Genomic DNA, 15,713 nt, shown 5'->3' on the forward strand with positions numbered 1-15,713 from the left:
ATCCCTTTGTCTGCCCACAGGAAGTGTCCATGGCATCCACCCCGCAACGTTCCATCAGAAGCCGCGCCTCGCTGGCCGGGCATCCGCTTCACCCCGTGATGATCCACTTTCCGGTCGCGGCGCTGATGGCGCTGGTCGCAAGCGATCTGGGCTACTGGTACACCGGTGACCCCTTCTGGGAGCGAACCGGGCTGTGGCTGGCCGGCGTCGGCGCCTTTGGCGGCTGGATCGCCTCGATCGCCGGCATTATCGATCTGGTCACGGTGTCGCGCATTCGGCGTTTGATCACCGGCTGGAGCCACGCCATCGTGGCGGTGGTGATGCTGTCGCTTGCCTCGCTGAACTGGCTTTTGCGGCTCAACTCGCCAGAGGCCATCCTGCCCTGGGGCTTGGCGGTATCCCTGGTCACCGGCGCGCTGATTGCGCTGGCCGGTTGGCTGGGCGGTCAGCTCGTGTACGAGCACGCGGTGGGGGTCGACGTCGACGAGTAAGCGGCGGCGGTGGGCAGGTCGCTGGATGGGCATGGATCAGCCCCAATCCAGCGGCTTTGCCAGTACGAAGCCGAGCACGCCGAGAATACCCAGCACGCTCAGTATCAGCCCAAGGAGCGTGGCGATCCTTACACCGCTATAAATGCCCATCTCCAGGCGCAGAATCAGCCAGCCGAAGGCGCCGTGAGCGGCCACCATCACCACCACCGCACCAAGCTTCAAAATCAGCCAGCCGCCCATCAAACCGTGCAGTAGAAACAGCAGCGTGCCCGAGCCGATCGCCAGGAGCGCGGCGGGGGTTGCGACGGTATTGTAGAAAAAGCGCGGCATGGGCGGCGTGCCCTGAGCGAAGCCCGCGTCCCGGCGCAGCACCAGTGCGTGGTTCAAAAGCGCGGGAAGATACAAAAGCGAGCCACACCAGATGACAAGCGCAGCGATATGTAGAAGTTTTAGCCAGGGCATCACGGCGTCCTTGCAATGCAAAATGCGCTTGGGAAATCAAAAGCGCGTTTAGTGTGATCAGCGTCAACCCTGTGAGGGCCGAGCCAGCCAGGCGTTTTTAACTGCTCCGTTGCCACAGAGCGACCCGCTGGCCTCTTGAGGGCGAGTCGGGTCAGGCACTCCTTACCTTAGCCAACTCGCTTGAGACTGGCTAGCCGGGCGAATCAACGCTCACGCGGTAGCCGGTAAACTTGCGTAGATTGATCACGCCGCTATCGAGCATCAGGTACTGCCCCTTGATGCCCTGCAAGACGCCTTCCACGGTGGGGTTCTTGTCGAAGTTGTGCGAGACGATCTTGCGCGGAAAGGCCTCGACCGGATAACGAATCGAAAGCGGGGTTTCGTCGAGCGCGCGAATCGAGGCGTCGCCGTGCTGCGCGCGAAGCGCCTCCAGGCCGTCATTCACCGCCTCGAACAAGCGGTCGCGCTCCTGGGTCAAATCGAGCGGTTCGACCTCGCCCTTGAGCATGGCGCGCCAGTTGGTGCGATCCGAGACGTGCTCCTTGAACAGCACCTCGACCAGCCCCGACTGCTGGCGCGTGGCGACTTCGAGAATCGGCAGCGCCTGGATCGCGCCCTGGTCGATCCAGCGCGTGGGCATGTTGGTCTTGCGGGTGATACCGACCTTGAGCCCGGAGGAATTGGCAAGATAGACGATATGCGGGGTGAAGCAGTGGGCCTCGCCCCACTCCGGCTCCCGGCAGGTGCCCTGGAAGTAGTGGCAGGTTTCCGGTTTCATGATGCAGGTATCGCACTGCGCCAAGCGCTTGAAGCACGGGTAGCAGTAACCCTGGCCGAAGCTCTTGTTGGTCTTGCGCCCGCAGTGGGTACAGGCGATGTGGCCCTCGAAGCGTAGCCGCAAAGGGCTACCAAGGCGCTCGTTGAGCGCCAAACGCTCTTCACCGGCGCGCAGGTAATAGCGCACCTCGTGGCTTTTTGCGTCGAGCGTGCCCGCCATCTTGCTCAAATGACCGGTCACGTCAAAGGTCGCGTTCTCAGTAGCGCCGCAATCGCTTGCGAACAGATCAGTCACCCGAGGCGTCCCGAGCCAGGCCCGCCATTTCCGGCGACACGCCGGCTCCGGTGGCGCCGGCGCCGCAGGTGCGTCGCTCGAGATAGCCCACGCGGTTTTCGTCGGGCACGTTGTTCTCGATCTCGTAGCGAATCACCGCCTCCAGGCAAAGCTCGGTCTGCTCTTCGCTCAAAAAGCGCCCGTCCGGCCATTTGCGCAGCGCCACCGCCTGCTTGAGGCTTTCATAAATGCTCGGGGTCATCTGGCCGATCATGCGCTCGAAGCTCATATCGCTCATGGCAAACTCCTGTCGAGTGGAATCAGAGGGAAGATCAGCGCGCGCGGTCGCGGCGTTTGGCGCAATGATACCAGCCCGTTGCCAGGCCCACGAGTAGCCCGCCCAGGTGCGCCTCGTTGGCGACGTTACCAAAGCCCACGCGCTCGGCAAGCGAGGTCATGGTGAAGACCATCCACCCGAGCATGAACACCACCAGCATGTTCGGCACGAAAAAGCCGCTTTGCGGGCGCTTGCGGGACACAAGCCATACATGCCCCAAAAGCGCGTACACCACGCCGGACATGCCGCCGAACAGCACCGTGCCGGTGGCGTACTGCGCGAGATTCGAACCAACGCCTGCAAGCAGCAAAAGCATCAGCATCGCCCGACTGCCCTGCAAAAGCTCGACCTGGCGGCCGAAGTACCAGACCCACATCAGATTGAAGATCAAATGCATCAGCCCGAAGTGCAAAAACGCCGGGCTCAGAAGGCGCCACAGCTGGCCGCTGGCCAGCGTCTCGGAAAGCCCCGCTGCCACTAGAGAGCCGTTGACCGAGCCGACCGGAACGATGGTCAGCGCGATCAATATAGCGTCGCCCAGGGTGTTCATGAGCATAAACACCAGAACGCTCAGCCCGATGATCAACGCGGTCACCGGTACCCGGCGCAAAAGCTCGACGCCCTGGCCACGCCGGGCGCTGGGGCGCGGGCCGTCGATCAGCACCTCGCCCTGTTGCCAGCGGCGCACCAGCGCGGTGAGCTCGGCCTTCTGGCGCGGGTCGGCCACCCACAGCGTCAGCCCTTCGGGCTCCTCGGTAATGCGGTGGCCGATGCGATAGTGCCAAAGCGCCTGGCGTAGCTCCCCGGTGTCGGTGTCGGCGGGTAACAGCATGACAGGGTGCATAACATCTCCCTTGGGCGAAACGTTCGGTGGGCTGCCCGCCGCGGGCGGTCGCTTTCATTCAAGCATAAAAAAACCGGCGGAGGGGGCCGCCGGCTTAAAGCAAGGGATCATTCAAGGGAACACTTACTCTGATAGCCGGTAGCGGGGTTAGTTCAGCGATTTTCAAAAAAAGATGTTTCCTAATGTATCCACTCATAGCGTGAATTAAATACTAGCCGCTAATGCCTTGAAGAGGCGCGATTCTCCTCGCGGTGAACATCGACCCAAACGAAGCGGTCGGCGCTGAGCTCGGCCTCGCCGTCGAAACGGTAGGCCACCAGCCGGCCATATTTCACCGCGCTGTAGTCCAGGCAGGCAATGTTGCGCGCGGGCAGCGCCGGCACGCCTTCGCACCAGTAGTGGCCGATGAACAGCGCCGGCTCCTCTGGCCCGTAATGGGGGAGCCCTTCGCGCTCGCGCTCGGTCAATTCACGGCTTTCCAGATGATCCGGCAGGTTGTCCGGCTGAAACACCACGTCGCCCCAGCGTTTGGGATTCGTCGCCCAGAAGTGGGCGCGAAAGCTCCTGCGCGTAAAGCCGTCGCCGGAGTGGATGGCTACGCCCTCGGGCAGCGAAATGCTGGGCCCGCGGGTCAGCCGGTCGACGATAGCGAAGGCCTCGGTCGAAGGGTCGGCGGACTCCACCAGCATTTGATCATTCAGGCGGCAGCTCGGCGAGCGCGCCTTGAGCGCCTCGATCAGCGCTGCATCCCAGCAGGCGTGAACCACGCGAAAGTCGTCGATTTCGAGCACCAGAGGCAGCGTCTTGAACCAGGCGAGGGTATCTTCCCACTCGTTGGTGTGATCGCGGTACTGATAGAGCGTATCGGCGATGATCCGGTTATGGCGCGGCGTATGCTCTCGAAGCCAGCGTTTGGCGCTACCCCTGGGCGCCGGATGGGTGTAGGCCAGGGCGTGATACTCGTGATTGCCCATGACGATTTGCGCCTGGCCTTCGTCGACCATGCGCCTGGCGATCTGCACCGCCAGGCGAATGCGCGGGCCGCGGTCGATCAGATCGCCAAGAAAGATCACCTTGCGCGTAGGGTGACGATAGACGCCGCCGCGATTCTCGTAGCCGAGCTTTTCCAGCAGCGCGGCAAGCGTGGCGCCGCAGCCGTGAACATCGCCGATCAGATCGAACCCTTGCCTCATCAATCCCCCAGCCGATGACTCCAGCCCAGCTTGCTGCGCAGGATGTCGTAGAAATCATGGCCCAGCGGGTGGACCAGCTGAACGCGAGCGGGCTTGCGCGTGATGACCAGCACGTCGTCGGGCTTGGCCACCGCCCGGGTCTGGCCGTCGCAGCTGATGTGCGGATAGGCGTGGTTGGTATCGCCCAGGTGAATGCGGATTTCGCTGGCCGCATCGATGACGATCGGTCGGCTGGAGAGCGTGTGCGGAAACATCGGCACCAGCGTGATCACCTCGAGCTTTGGATGCATGATCGGCCCACCGCCGGAGAGCGCGTAGGCGGTCGAGCCGGTAGGCGTGGCCACGATCAGCCCGTCGCTTCGCTGGCTGTAGACGAAACGGCCGTCGACGAACAGCTCGAACTCGATCATGCGCACCGCCTTGCCCGGGTGCACTACTACCTCGTTGAGCGCGTCGCCGCTGCCTACCGCTACGCCGTCGCGGTACAGCACGGCATCGAGCAGAAAGCGCTGTTCGACCTCGTATTGGCCCGCCAGCACCTCACCGACCCGGGTTTCGAGCTCGTCCGGCGAGATATCGGTGAGAAAACCGAGCCGCCCGCGGTTGACGCCGAGAATCAACGTGCCGCTTTGGCACAGCGTGCGCGCCGCGCCCAGCAGGCTGCCGTCGCCGCCCACCACGATCACCAGATCGCACAGCTCACCGAGCATGCGCCGGCTGGTTTCCGGCTGGCCGTGGTGAGGGATCATCGTGGCGGTGCGATCCTCGACCAGCACGTGGTAATCGTGGCCGCGCAAATAGCTGACCAGCCGCGTGAGCGAGTCGACCACCTTATCGCTACCGAGCCGGCCGATCAGACCGATCGTCTTGAACGGTCGGTCGGCGCGGGGCATGTCAGCAGTGTTGTCGGGCGTGGTCGGCATGGGCGGCTCTCGCAGTCATTGGCCTCCATTATGAAGTCCACCTGCCCCCCGGGCAAACCCCGGGCCTTGTTTTTACTGCACTTGTCGAGCCGTCACCGGCAAGACTCAAGGGGGGGCCAGGCCGGCGCGTTGGCTCGCGCGGCGCTCGAGCCACCACTGGTTGAGCCACAGCGAGGCCAGAATGATCGCCCCGCCCAGCGCCAGCCGCCCAAGGTCGGCGTCGCGGTTCCAGATCACCACGTTGACGATCAGCCCCGCGGGTACCAGCACGTTGTTCATGACGGCAAGCGTTCCCGCATCGACACGGGTGGCGCCCTGGTTCCAGGCGAAGTAGCCAATTCCCGAGGAGACCAGTCCAAGCCAGGCGAGGACGCCCCACTGCGTAGGTGTGGTGGGCAGCGCCTGGGCGTTGCCCATCAGCAGAAACGCCGGCAGCGCCACCAGCAGCGCGCCGACGAAGAACCAGCCGAACACGTTGTGCCAGGGCAAATCGCCCGGATGGTTTGCCGCCAGCCGCCGATAGCCCACCTGACCGATGGCGAAGCAGAGATTCGCCCCCTGTACCACCAGAAAACCGAGCCAAAAGCCGCTGTCCACACCTTCGAAACGGATCACCGCCGCCCCCAGCACCGCCAGTACCGCGGTCACCAGGTAAATTGGAGTAAAGCGCTTGAACAGCAGGTCATCGAGCAACGCGATATAGACCGGCGTGAAGATGGTGAACAGCACCACTTCCGGCACCGAAAGCAACAGGTAGGCGTGGTAGATGAAAAGATACATCACCCCAAGCTGCACCGCGCCGAGCGTCGTCAGCGCAACGATCGCGCGTTTGGTCAAAAGCTTTAAACGCATGAACGGCAGAAAGACCAGCAGTGCCAAACTGATTCGCAGCAGCACGGCAAAGTAGTTGTCCACCTGCCCGGCGATGTAGACCCCGATCAGCGAGAAAGAAAACGCCCAGAGGGCGGTAACGGCCACCAGATAACCCATGTAAACCCCATCAATATTAAAAGTTGACGGGATTATAGAGAGAATGGCGCAAAGGTAAACCCTGCCCCTTGGAAAGGTTAACGACGCAGCGTAATCGCCAGCGCGTAGATAACGCCGGGAATCCAGCCCAACAGCGTCAGCACCAGCGCGATCGCCACCTGTTTACCCTTGCCGCCGGCCAAACCTACGCCCAGCGGCGGCAGCAGCACGCAGAGTGCGGCGTAGGCGGCTTTCAGCCCGGCGGGCTCATCGGGCACGCTAGCCGGCGCGCGCTCTTGCACGGTTTTGTTGGACGCTGCTGAAGCCTCTTTAGGCGCGGGGGTGAAGTGCTCCACCGCCGCCGTCGAGCCCGGCGCGGGATCGGCCTTGCCAGTTTCGCCTTCGCGAGGTTTGCCTTCGCGAGATTCGCCTCCGCGAGAAACCGGTTCGGCGCGGGCCCTCTCCTCGCGGCGCTCGCGCTCTACCGCCTTGCGGTGAGCCTCTTTATCGATCTTCTGCTCCAGCGTCGCGGCGTCGTCGGCAAGCTCGGCGTGAAAACGCTCCCAATCCTCCCAATCGTGGGGCGTGCCGGATTTGGGTCGCTCACCGCCGGAGCCGCGGGCGCGCTCCCAGGCTTTCTCTTCCAGGGTATTGGGCCGGTCCGGGTCGCGCTCGACGCCAACGCCTTTACGGTTCAAATACTCGCGGGCATCCATTGTCGGCTCCTACTAGATGGTCAGCGCAGCCCTTCATCGCCTACGCTCAGGATACGATTGATCGCTTTTTAGTATAGATGTGGGCGCCGGTCGAATTATCAAAGCCGTGCACGCGATGCGCCCAAACGAAAATATCAGTACTATAGTCAGAGAAAAAAACAGGCAGAGAAAAAACAGGCAGAGCAAAAAACAGGCAGAGCAAAAAAAACGCTGCCCGAAGGCAGCGTAAGCAAGGGATCGAAAAAGAAGCCAGTACAACACTTCTAGCGGCTGCTGTCGCAGTGACTCCTACAGGAGTGTGCGGTTGCAGCGAAGGCTATCATGCGTTGCCTGTACACTATCTGACAGTGAATTGGCAAAAAGTTCTCGACCGGGCGAAGTTTTCGCCATTTTTGTGTTACAGGTTGTCAAACCCTGTAGCAAAGCGGGTAAGGAGCACGAATATGGCGCTTTATCTACTGGTGCTTGGCGTGTGCCTACTGGTGATCGGTTCGGTGCTGGTCATTTTGATGACCGCGAGCACGCCGCGTTACCGTACCGAGCCGAAGGATTTGCTGGCGCTTTTCGATAAAGCGCTGGAGAGCCGGGTAGGTGAAACCGAATGGAATGCCATGATTGGCTACCCGATCCGCCACGACGAGTATCTCGATGGCGTACGCCGGCGCGCCTCGCAGCTGATGGATGAGTATGGTCGGCGCTGGAAGCTCGCTCAGGGCAAGCCGCTTTTGAGTGACGCTGGCCAACAGGAGCTCAAGGCGCTGCGCGATCATCTGGCGGCGCGCACTGCGCTGCGCGAGCAGTAAGGCGTCAAGTCTTCAACCCGGGAGCCGCCCATGCCGAGTACCATCCGCCAGCTACCGCTGGAAAGCGCCGTCAAACACCACGCCCACGATTTCCATCAGATCGTGATCACGCTATGCGGCTCCTCGGAATTCGAAATCGAAGGCCTTGGCGGGCGGGTCAACGCCTTTTCCGGCTGTATCGTGCCGGCCAATCACGAGCACTACTACTCCGGCCTGGGCTACAACCGCCAGCTGATCTTCGATCTGCCGATCGATGCGCCGGCGCTGACCGGCGAGCACCGCGAGCTGATTGCGCTGTTCGACGCGCCGCGCTTTTTCGCCCTCGACGGCCCGCTTCGCCACTATCTTGCCTTCGTCGAAAGCGAGCTGTTGCAAGCACGCCAGGGGTTCGCCGACGCCCAATCGGACCGGCTCGCCGCCACACTTCTGGGCGCGCTCAAGGCGCGCCTTCAGGCAGAGCCCCCGGCCGCCAGGCGCCGCCTAGACTTGGCCCCGATCGATCGCTTCATCGCCGCCCACCTGGCCGAAGAGCTTCGCGTGGCGGATCTGGCGCGCATTGCGTGTCTTTCCGAGGCGCACTTTTCCGAGCGCTTTCGCGGCCAGACCGGCCTTTCACCCTGGCAGTACGTGCGCCGCCAGCGGCTGTGTGCAGCGCGCGAGCTGGTCACCCAGAGCAGCTTGCCGCTGACCGATATCGCCATTCAGACCGGGTTCGCCAATCAGAGCGCGCTTTCCCACGCCTTTCGCCGCCGCTTTGGGCTTTCGCCACGCTCGCTTAGAAAAGAGGGTGACAACGCCCCCGCCTTCGAGGCACCGACGCCGGAGCCTCGCCGGGCGCTGGGCAAACGTCGCGGCAGCGGCTCGACGCTTCTACCCTGAGCATGAAAATGTGACAGAAAGTCACGCTTGCCGTGAAATTGACACGTTTTGCCACGAAACCGACATACAACCGGACGCCAGCCGCTCTACATTCGTCCGTTATCGGGCCGACCGCCCAGTCAGCTTCGTTCCATCAGAACCCGGGGGCCACAATGCTCAATGCCAAGAAAATGCGTGATCCTGCCGTCTGGCAAACCGATCTTGACACCCTTCTGAACACCGTCAGCGACCACTACATCGTCGACGAAGATAGCTACGTCAACGAGCTGATCAAGGTGCTCGACGTCGGCCGCGAGGACTTCGAGCGTATCGGCGAGCGTACCGCCGAACTCGTGCGCGACGTGCGCCAGATGGATACCGCGGTGGACACCATCGACGAGCTGTTGCAGCAGTACAGCCTCGATACCCACGAAGGCCTGATGCTGATGTGTCTGGCCGAGGCGATGCTGCGTATTCCCGATAAGGCCACGGCGGACGCGCTGATCGAGGACAAGCTCGGCCCGGCGGACTGGCAGTCTCACGTCGGCAAGAGTGACGCCTGGATGGTCAACGCCTCGACCTGGGGACTTTTGATGACCGGGCGCGTGCTCAAGCTCGACCACCCCAAAGAGGGTCAGCCGGCCAACTTCATCAACCGCCTGGTCAACCGCATGGGCGAGCCGGTGATTCGCCGCGCCATGGTCGAGGCGATGAAGATCATGGGCAAGCAGTTCGTGCTCGGGCGCGACATCAATGAGGCGCTCAAGCGCTCGAAGCCGCTGTTCAACAAGGGCTACACCTACTCCTACGACATGCTCGGCGAAGCCGCGCGCACCCGCGGTGACGCCAAGCGCTACTTCGACGACTACGCCCGCGCCATCGAGGCGGTCGGCAACACCTCCCAGCGCTTGAGCGACAAGACGCCCAAGCCGTCGGTGTCGATCAAACTCTCGGCGCTGCATCCGCGCTACGAGTTCGGCCGCCGCGAGCAGGTGCTCGCCGAGCTTGTCGACACCGTGATCAAGCTGGTACGCCGTGCCCGCGAGCTCGACGTGGCGCTGACCGTCGACGCCGAGGAAGTCGACCGCCTGGAACTTTCGCTCGAGGTGTTCCGCGCCATTTACGAAAGCGACGCCGCCCGCGGCTGGGGCCACTTCGGCCTCGTGGTCCAGGCTTACTCCAAGCGTGCGCTGCCGGTGCTGCACTACATCAACCGGCTGGCGAACCAACAAGGCGACGAGATTCCGCTTCGTTTGGTGAAGGGCGCCTACTGGGACAGCGAGATCAAGGAGTCCCAGCAACTTGGCGTCGACGGCTACCCGGTCTACACCCGCAAGGCGTGTACTGACGTGGCGTATCTTGCCTGCGCCCAGTTTCTGCTCTCGGAAGATACCCGCGGGTGCATTTTCCCGCAGTTCGCGACCCACAACGCGCATACCGTCACCGCTATCGTCGAACTCGCCAACCACCATCGCCGGGCGTTCGAATTCCAGCGCCTGCACGGCATGGGCGAAGCGCTCTACGACGCCGCGCTGACTCGCTCCCCGGAAGGTACCTACTGCCGGATCTACGCCCCGGTCGGCGCCCACAAGGATCTGCTGCCTTATCTCGTGCGCCGGCTGCTGGAAAACGGCGCCAACTCGTCGTTCGTGCACCAGCTGGTCGACCCGGACGTGCCGGTCGAGTGGCTCTGCCAGCACCCGGTCGAGACGCTCAAGCAGCACAAGACCTTCGCCAACACGCGCATTCCGCTGCCCCGCGATATTTACGGGCCCAGGCGCAAGAATTCGCGCGGGGTGAACCTGAACATCAGAAGCCACTTCGATCCGCTGATGGAGCAGATGGCCTCGTTCATGGACAAGCAGTACCCGGTCAAGCCGCTGCTCGCCGTCGAGGTGGCCGACGATGAGGCCAACACCCATCGGGTGACCTCGCCCTTCGATCGCGGCCAGAGCGTAGGCACGGTGCAGTGGACCAGCCAGGAGCAGGCCAAACAGGCCGTTGACGCTGCCTGGCAAGCCTTCCCACGCTGGGACGACACGCCGGTCGCCGAGCGCGCCGCGATCCTGCGCCGCATGGGCGATTTGATGGAAGAGCACATGGCGGAGCTGATGACGCTCTGCTCCCGCGAAGGCGGCAAGCTTCTGACCGACGGCGTCGACGAGATCAAGGAAGCGGTGGACTTCTGCCGCTACTACGCGATGCGCGCCGAGGAGTCGTTCGGTGAGGTGATCGAACTGCCCGGCCCGACCGGTGAGTCGAATCGCCTGACCATGGGTGGAAAGGGCGTGTTCGCCGCGATCAGCCCGTGGAACTTCCCGGTAGCGATCTTCTGCGGCCAGATCGTCGCCGCGGCGGTGGCCGGCAACACCGTGCTCGCCAAACCTGCGGAGCAGACCTCGATCATCGCCCACCGGGTCATCGAGCTTCTTCATGAAGCCGGCATGCCGCGGGACGTGGTGCAGCTGCTGCCCGGCGACGGCCCGACCGTAGGCAGCGTGCTGAGCTCGGACCCGCGCATCACCGGCGTGGTGTTCACCGGCGGCACCGATACCGCGCAGATCATCAATCGCGCGCTCGCCGCCCGCGAGAACGCGCCGCTGCCGACCCTGATCGCCGAAACCGGCGGCATGAACGCCATGATCGTCGACTCCACCGCCCTGCCCGAGCAGGTGGTGGTCGACGTGATCCAGTCGGCGTTCCAGAGCGCCGGCCAGCGCTGCTCGGCGCTACGCGTGCTCTACCTGCAGGAGGACGTGGCCGACCGGGTGATCGAGATTCTCCAAGGCGCGATGAACGAGCTGCGCATCGGCGACCCGCGGGATCTGGGCACCGACGTTGGCCCGGTCATCGACGAGGATGCACGCAAGGGGCTTCTGGCGCACATCAAGAAGCTCAAGGACGAGGGCCGGCTCGCCTGCGAGGCGCCGATGGCCGCCGAGCATACCCAAAACGGTACCTTCATCGCCCCGGTGGCCTTCACCATCGACGGCATCGACTCACTCGAGCGCGAGCAGTTCGGCCCAGTACTGCATATCGTGCGCTACAAATCCCGCGACATCGACAAGGTCGTGGATTCGATCAACGCCCGCGGCTACGGGCTCACCTTCGGCGTGCATAGCCGCAACGAATCCTTTGCCGCCAACATCGCCAAGCGGATTCGCGTGGGTAACGTCTATATCAACCGTAACATCATCGGCGCGGTGGTCGGCGTGCAGCCCTTCGGCGGCCAGGGCCTTTCAGGCACCGGCCCCAAGGCGGGCGGGCCGCACTACCTGCAGCGCTTCGTTACCGAAAAAACCGTCACCAACAACACCGCAGCCCTCGGCGGCAACGCCTCGCTGCTGGCCATGGGTGACGAATAAAAAATCCTTGACCTCACCCCCCAAGGGGGGTGAAGTAAATTTCACGCCCTGGCCGGTGTGACGCCATCGCGTCAATAACAAGAAACCGGCCGGGAATCCGGTAGATAAAAAAGGGGAACTTCCATGGAAATTGGCGTCTGGATCAGTCTTTTCGCTTACTTCGCGCTAATGGTCGGCATCGGGCTCTACGCCATGCGCACCTCGACCTCGACCTCCGAGGACTACGTGCTCGGCGGGCGCACCCTGAGCCCGAAAGTGGCCGCGCTCTCCGCCGGCGCATCGGACATGAGCGGCTGGCTGCTGCTCGGCCTGCCCGGGGCGATGTTCGTCTCCGGGCTCGGCTCGGCGTGGATCGGCATCGGCCTGTTCGTCGGTGCTTTCTTCAACTGGCTGCTGGTTGCGCCGCGCCTGCGCGAGCAGACGGTGCACTACGGTAACGCCATCACCATTCCGGCGTTTCTGGCCAACCGCTTCCCGACCCGGGCGCTGTCGCTGCGTACGGTCTCGGCGATCGTCATCGTGATCTTCTTCGCCGTCTACACCGCTTCCGGCCTGGTCGCCGGCGGGCGACTTTTTGAGAGCGCCTTTGCCGGGGTGATCAACATCGGCGGTCTGAGCGACTACGCCACTGGTATCATCATCACTCTCGGCGTGGTATTGATCTACACCGTAGTAGGCGGCTTTCTGGCGGTCAGCCTGACCGACTTCGTTCAGGGCTGCATCATGATGCTCGCGCTGATCATCATGCCCGCCGTGGTGCTCTTCGGCGAAGGCGGTGGCGGCTTCACCCAGGCCTCGGAAACTCTGAATAGCGTAGACCCGACCTTGCTCTCCTGGACCGCGGGGCTAACCTTCATCGGCTGGCTCTCGGCGGTGACCTGGGGGCTTGGCTACTTTGGCCAACCCCACATCATCGTGCGTTTCATGGCCATTCGCAGCCTCAAGGACGTGCCCACGGCGCGTAACATCGGCATGAGCTGGATGGCGATTTCGCTGATCGGCGCGGTATCGCTGGGTATCTTCGGGCGTGCTTACGCCGTGCGCAACGGCATGGATGTCGAAAACCCCGAGACGATCTTCATCATTCTCGCTGACCTGCTGTTCCATCCGCTGATCACGGGCTTTTTGTACGCGGCGCTGCTGGCGGCGGTGATGAGTACCATTTCGAGCCAGCTGCTGGTGGCCTCCTCCTCGCTGACCGAGGACTTCTACCGGCTCTTCTTGAACAAGAACGCCTCCGAGAAGCAGACCGTGACCGTGGGCCGGATCAGCGTGGCGCTGGTGGGCATCGTTGCGGCGATTATCGCCTCCGACCCGGAATCCCAGGTATTGGGGCTGGTCAGCAACGCCTGGGCGGGCTTCGGCGCGGCCTTCGGCCCCTTGATTCTGCTGTCGCTGATGTGGAAGCGTACCAACGGCGCCGGCGCGATCGCCGGAATGATCGTCGGTGCGGTGACCGTGATGCTCTGGATCACGCTGGGCTTCAACGCCGAGTTCCTCGGTGGCCCGGGTGTCTACGAGATCATCCCGGGCTTCATCGCCTCGTTCATCGCCATCATGGTGGTGAGCAGCGCGACCCGCGATGCCGGCGAATACCGCCATATCGACCGCTAGGTGTCGAGAATCGTTGCCAGGCCGCCTTCGGGCGGCCTTTTTCATGGGCGATGCTCGGGTCGTTGAGCCAGGTCAAAAACCTTATTATGCGCTGGCGTTAGGCTTTGTAAACGCAATCAACGCTGAACGTCATGCTATCAAGAGGAAAGCGCCATGGGTCGACTCTGGACACCCAATGCCGCCGCCTGGTATCTGGATATCGAAAGCGACGCCACCGTGGCGGGAAGCGCGGCGGGCAGCGTCGACATCGACCCGGCGGTGGTCATGGCGGGGATTGGCTACCGCTTCCAGGCGGCCCTGGATACCAAGCGGCCCGGCACCTGGTAAGGTGACGGGCCGCTCTGGTTTGGCGCGGGGTTAGTTTTCGGTGACCAGCTTGTCGACGCGCTCCACGGCCTGGACCACCAGCAGCTGATCGCTGGCGCGCACCTTCTCCTTTTGCAGGTAGGCGGCCATGGCCGGAGCGACCTCGCACTTGGCGGGCAGCGGGCCGCTTGCATCGACCAGCGCGTCGAGCCGGGCGATGAACACGAAGCGCAGCCACTGGGGTAGCGACATGGTGTCGACACAAAACGGTTGCTGACTCTCGAAGGCCGACGCTTCGGGAGCGGGCATACGCCAGAGATCCGCCGCTTTCATCGCGGCTTCAAGCTCACGCAGCGCCTGGTCAAGCGATAGATGTACGCTCATGGGTTCCTTGGGGTCGGTGCATGAGCGCCCTATTATCGCGCGTGTGAACACAACTTGCCATCCAGCGCCGCCGTGAAAAGTTATTCACGGATTCACAGAAAACCTGCAAGAGGCTGTGGATAAACTATGGAAAGATCACGCCTGCCCAAGTGCGGCGGGCGGTGCGTAAAACTGCTCAATTTTTGATCACTCGATTTTTCAATCACTTGATGATGCAAACCCTTGAATGCTGGCTGACACCGCGCCCCGCTCAAGGTAGAGTGCGCGTTCGCGAAGGGGATAAACGATATGCAAGCACTGGATACTCTGAACGCATTCTTCGAGCGAAGCGGCGCCGACGTCAGCCTCTACCACATGGGGCGGCGCGTGACGCCCTGCGCGCGGGACACCTTCGCCGCCTTCGAGCGCGGTGAAACGCCCTGGCCGGAGCCCTGGCAGGGCCAGGCACGAGTGGCAATCGTGTTTCGCCTGGGGGATATGCCGGAGCCGGCGATCTGGTTTCTGGCCTTCGCGCTCGATGAGCAGAGCATGCTGTCGCCGGCCTCCCGCGACGGCTTTCTGAATCGGCTGATCGAAACCCTGGGGCGCAACGTGGCGCGTCTTGGCGATGCGAGCGCGCAGCCGGAGCACTTCATGGAGAACAATCCGCTGGCGTTTACTCCGAGTCTACCCTTTCAGGCAGTGCTCAACGCGCGCGCTAGCGCCGAGCAGGGCCTTGCCGCCAGTCAGCACTTCGAGCCGGTGGAGGCCTATTTAAGCGGCCAGCAAAGCATCGATTGGCAGGCCCTCGGCCTTCAGGGCATCGCCGACTTCGCGGCGCGCAGCGACGCTCAGGGCCAGCGAGTGCTTGCGCAAACCCTCGCCCAGTCGGCGCTTGAAACCGAGGTGGTGCGCGCGCTGTGTCTGTGCCTTGAACACTTCGCTCTCGAAGAAACGCTCGTAAAGGCGCTGATTGATCGCGGCGAGCAGGCGGCCGGCCAGGGCGATCTCGAAACGCTGTGCGCCTGCGTGCGCGCCGTGGGTGCCAGCGAAAGCGACACCGTGGGCCGCTGGTATCAGGCGCTGCTCGAGGACCCGGCGGCCTGCGGGCCGGATCTGCTCGCCGCTATCGCCGGGCGCGGCTGGGCCTGGCTTGAGGATGAAACGCGGCTACCGCTGTTTCTCGAGCGCCTGGCGCGCCGTGAGGAGAGCGATTTCAACGCCCTGGTGCGGGACATCGCGCTGGTTCCGCGGCTGCGGCTGCTGGTGTTGATGACACTGCGCGACGCCCCGCAAGGCAGCGCCATTCAAATGCGGCTGGCGAAGTTGACGCCACGCCACTAACGTTACTAAGGCTCGAACGTTTTCGTAACAATACCGAGACGTTGGCGAAAGGCCAATGCCGGGGTTTTACGCCC

The 15,713-nt window shown here is 63.1% G+C and carries 16 protein-coding genes; 7 read left to right on the top strand and 9 right to left on the bottom strand.

Annotation, left to right across the window (positions count from 1 at the left end; translation table 11 throughout):
• The first annotated feature begins 29 nt into the window (after positions 1-29).
• Positions 30-491: a DUF2231 domain-containing protein gene (locus ACGK9R_RS10630; protein ID WP_394581007.1), complete on the top strand. Its 462-nt coding sequence runs from the start codon at positions 30-32 to the stop codon at positions 489-491.
• A gap of 36 nt (positions 492-527) precedes the next feature.
• Here ACGK9R_RS10630 and ACGK9R_RS10635 read toward each other — a convergent pair whose 3' ends face one another.
• The 8 genes from ACGK9R_RS10635 to ACGK9R_RS10670 form a co-directional block, all read right to left on the bottom strand.
• Entirely contained in the window at positions 528-953 is a 426-nt protein-coding gene (locus ACGK9R_RS10635) for a CopD family protein (RefSeq protein WP_394581009.1), read from the bottom strand.
• Positions 954-1,143: 190 nt separating this feature from the next.
• Positions 1,144-1,950, bottom strand: a complete 807-nt coding sequence (locus ACGK9R_RS10640) for a DUF2797 domain-containing protein (RefSeq protein ID WP_394581123.1) — start codon at positions 1,948-1,950, stop codon at positions 1,144-1,146.
• Positions 1,951-2,017: 67 nt separating this feature from the next.
• Complete coding sequence (locus ACGK9R_RS10645; RefSeq protein WP_394581011.1) at positions 2,018-2,302, bottom strand: YeaC family protein; 285 nt, start codon at positions 2,300-2,302, stop codon at positions 2,018-2,020.
• A gap of 34 nt (positions 2,303-2,336) precedes the next feature.
• A complete protein-coding gene (locus tag ACGK9R_RS10650; protein WP_394581013.1) occupies positions 2,337-3,185 on the bottom strand; it encodes a rhomboid family intramembrane serine protease in 849 nt (282 codons plus the stop codon).
• A gap of 218 nt (positions 3,186-3,403) precedes the next feature.
• Positions 3,404-4,378, bottom strand: coding sequence for a metallophosphoesterase (locus ACGK9R_RS10655; protein WP_394581015.1), 975 nt, complete (start codon positions 4,376-4,378; stop codon positions 3,404-3,406).
• On the bottom strand, positions 4,378-5,301 hold the full coding sequence (locus tag ACGK9R_RS10660) for an NAD(+) kinase (RefSeq protein WP_394581017.1): 924 nt from the start codon (positions 5,299-5,301) through the stop codon (positions 4,378-4,380). The genes ACGK9R_RS10655 and ACGK9R_RS10660 overlap by 1 nt, the downstream gene beginning before the upstream one ends.
• 105 nt (positions 5,302-5,406) lie before the next feature.
• Positions 5,407-6,291, bottom strand: a complete 885-nt coding sequence (locus ACGK9R_RS10665) for a carboxylate/amino acid/amine transporter (RefSeq protein WP_394581019.1) — start codon at positions 6,289-6,291, stop codon at positions 5,407-5,409.
• A gap of 77 nt (positions 6,292-6,368) precedes the next feature.
• Entirely contained in the window at positions 6,369-6,986 is a 618-nt protein-coding gene (locus ACGK9R_RS10670; RefSeq protein ID WP_394581021.1) for a YqaE/Pmp3 family membrane protein, read from the bottom strand.
• Positions 6,987-7,429: 443 nt separating this feature from the next.
• On the opposite strand from ACGK9R_RS10670, the gene ACGK9R_RS10675 reads away from it, so the two are divergent.
• The 5 genes from ACGK9R_RS10675 (at position 7,430) to ACGK9R_RS10695 (ending at position 13,953) form a co-directional block, all read left to right on the top strand.
• Positions 7,430-7,789, top strand: a complete 360-nt coding sequence (locus tag ACGK9R_RS10675; protein WP_394581023.1) for a hypothetical protein — start codon at positions 7,430-7,432, stop codon at positions 7,787-7,789.
• Between the two features lie 30 nt (positions 7,790-7,819).
• Positions 7,820-8,668 (top strand): helix-turn-helix domain-containing protein, encoded by an 849-nt coding sequence (locus tag ACGK9R_RS10680; RefSeq protein WP_394581025.1) that lies wholly within the window; start codon positions 7,820-7,822, stop codon positions 8,666-8,668.
• 152 nt (positions 8,669-8,820) lie between these two features.
• A complete protein-coding gene (gene putA / locus ACGK9R_RS10685) occupies positions 8,821-12,012 on the top strand; it encodes a bifunctional proline dehydrogenase/L-glutamate gamma-semialdehyde dehydrogenase PutA (protein ID WP_394581027.1) in 3,192 nt (1,063 codons plus the stop codon).
• A 123-nt stretch (positions 12,013-12,135) separates the two neighbouring features.
• Positions 12,136-13,626: a sodium/proline symporter PutP gene (gene putP / locus ACGK9R_RS10690; RefSeq protein WP_394581029.1), complete on the top strand. Its 1,491-nt coding sequence runs from the start codon at positions 12,136-12,138 to the stop codon at positions 13,624-13,626.
• 153 nt (positions 13,627-13,779) lie between these two features.
• Positions 13,780-13,953: an OmpW family outer membrane protein gene (locus tag ACGK9R_RS10695; RefSeq protein ID WP_394581031.1), complete on the top strand. Its 174-nt coding sequence runs from the start codon at positions 13,780-13,782 to the stop codon at positions 13,951-13,953.
• Positions 13,954-13,983: 30 nt separating this feature from the next.
• On the opposite strand, the gene ACGK9R_RS10700 is transcribed toward ACGK9R_RS10695, so the two are convergent.
• The gene (locus ACGK9R_RS10700; RefSeq protein ID WP_394581033.1) at positions 13,984-14,316 is read right to left on the bottom strand and encodes a YqcC family protein; all 333 of its coding nucleotides are present in this window, start codon (positions 14,314-14,316) and stop codon (positions 13,984-13,986) included.
• A 288-nt stretch (positions 14,317-14,604) separates the two neighbouring features.
• Here ACGK9R_RS10700 and ACGK9R_RS10705 point away from each other — a divergent pair, with 288 nt between their 5' ends.
• Entirely contained in the window at positions 14,605-15,639 is a 1,035-nt protein-coding gene (locus ACGK9R_RS10705) for a DUF3549 family protein (RefSeq protein WP_394581035.1), read from the top strand.
• Positions 15,640-15,713 lie beyond the last annotated feature (74 nt).

Origin of the sequence: Halomonas sp. HNIBRBA4712 (assembly GCF_043558675.1) — a bacterium.
Lineage (GTDB): Bacteria > Pseudomonadota > Gammaproteobacteria > Pseudomonadales > Halomonadaceae > Vreelandella.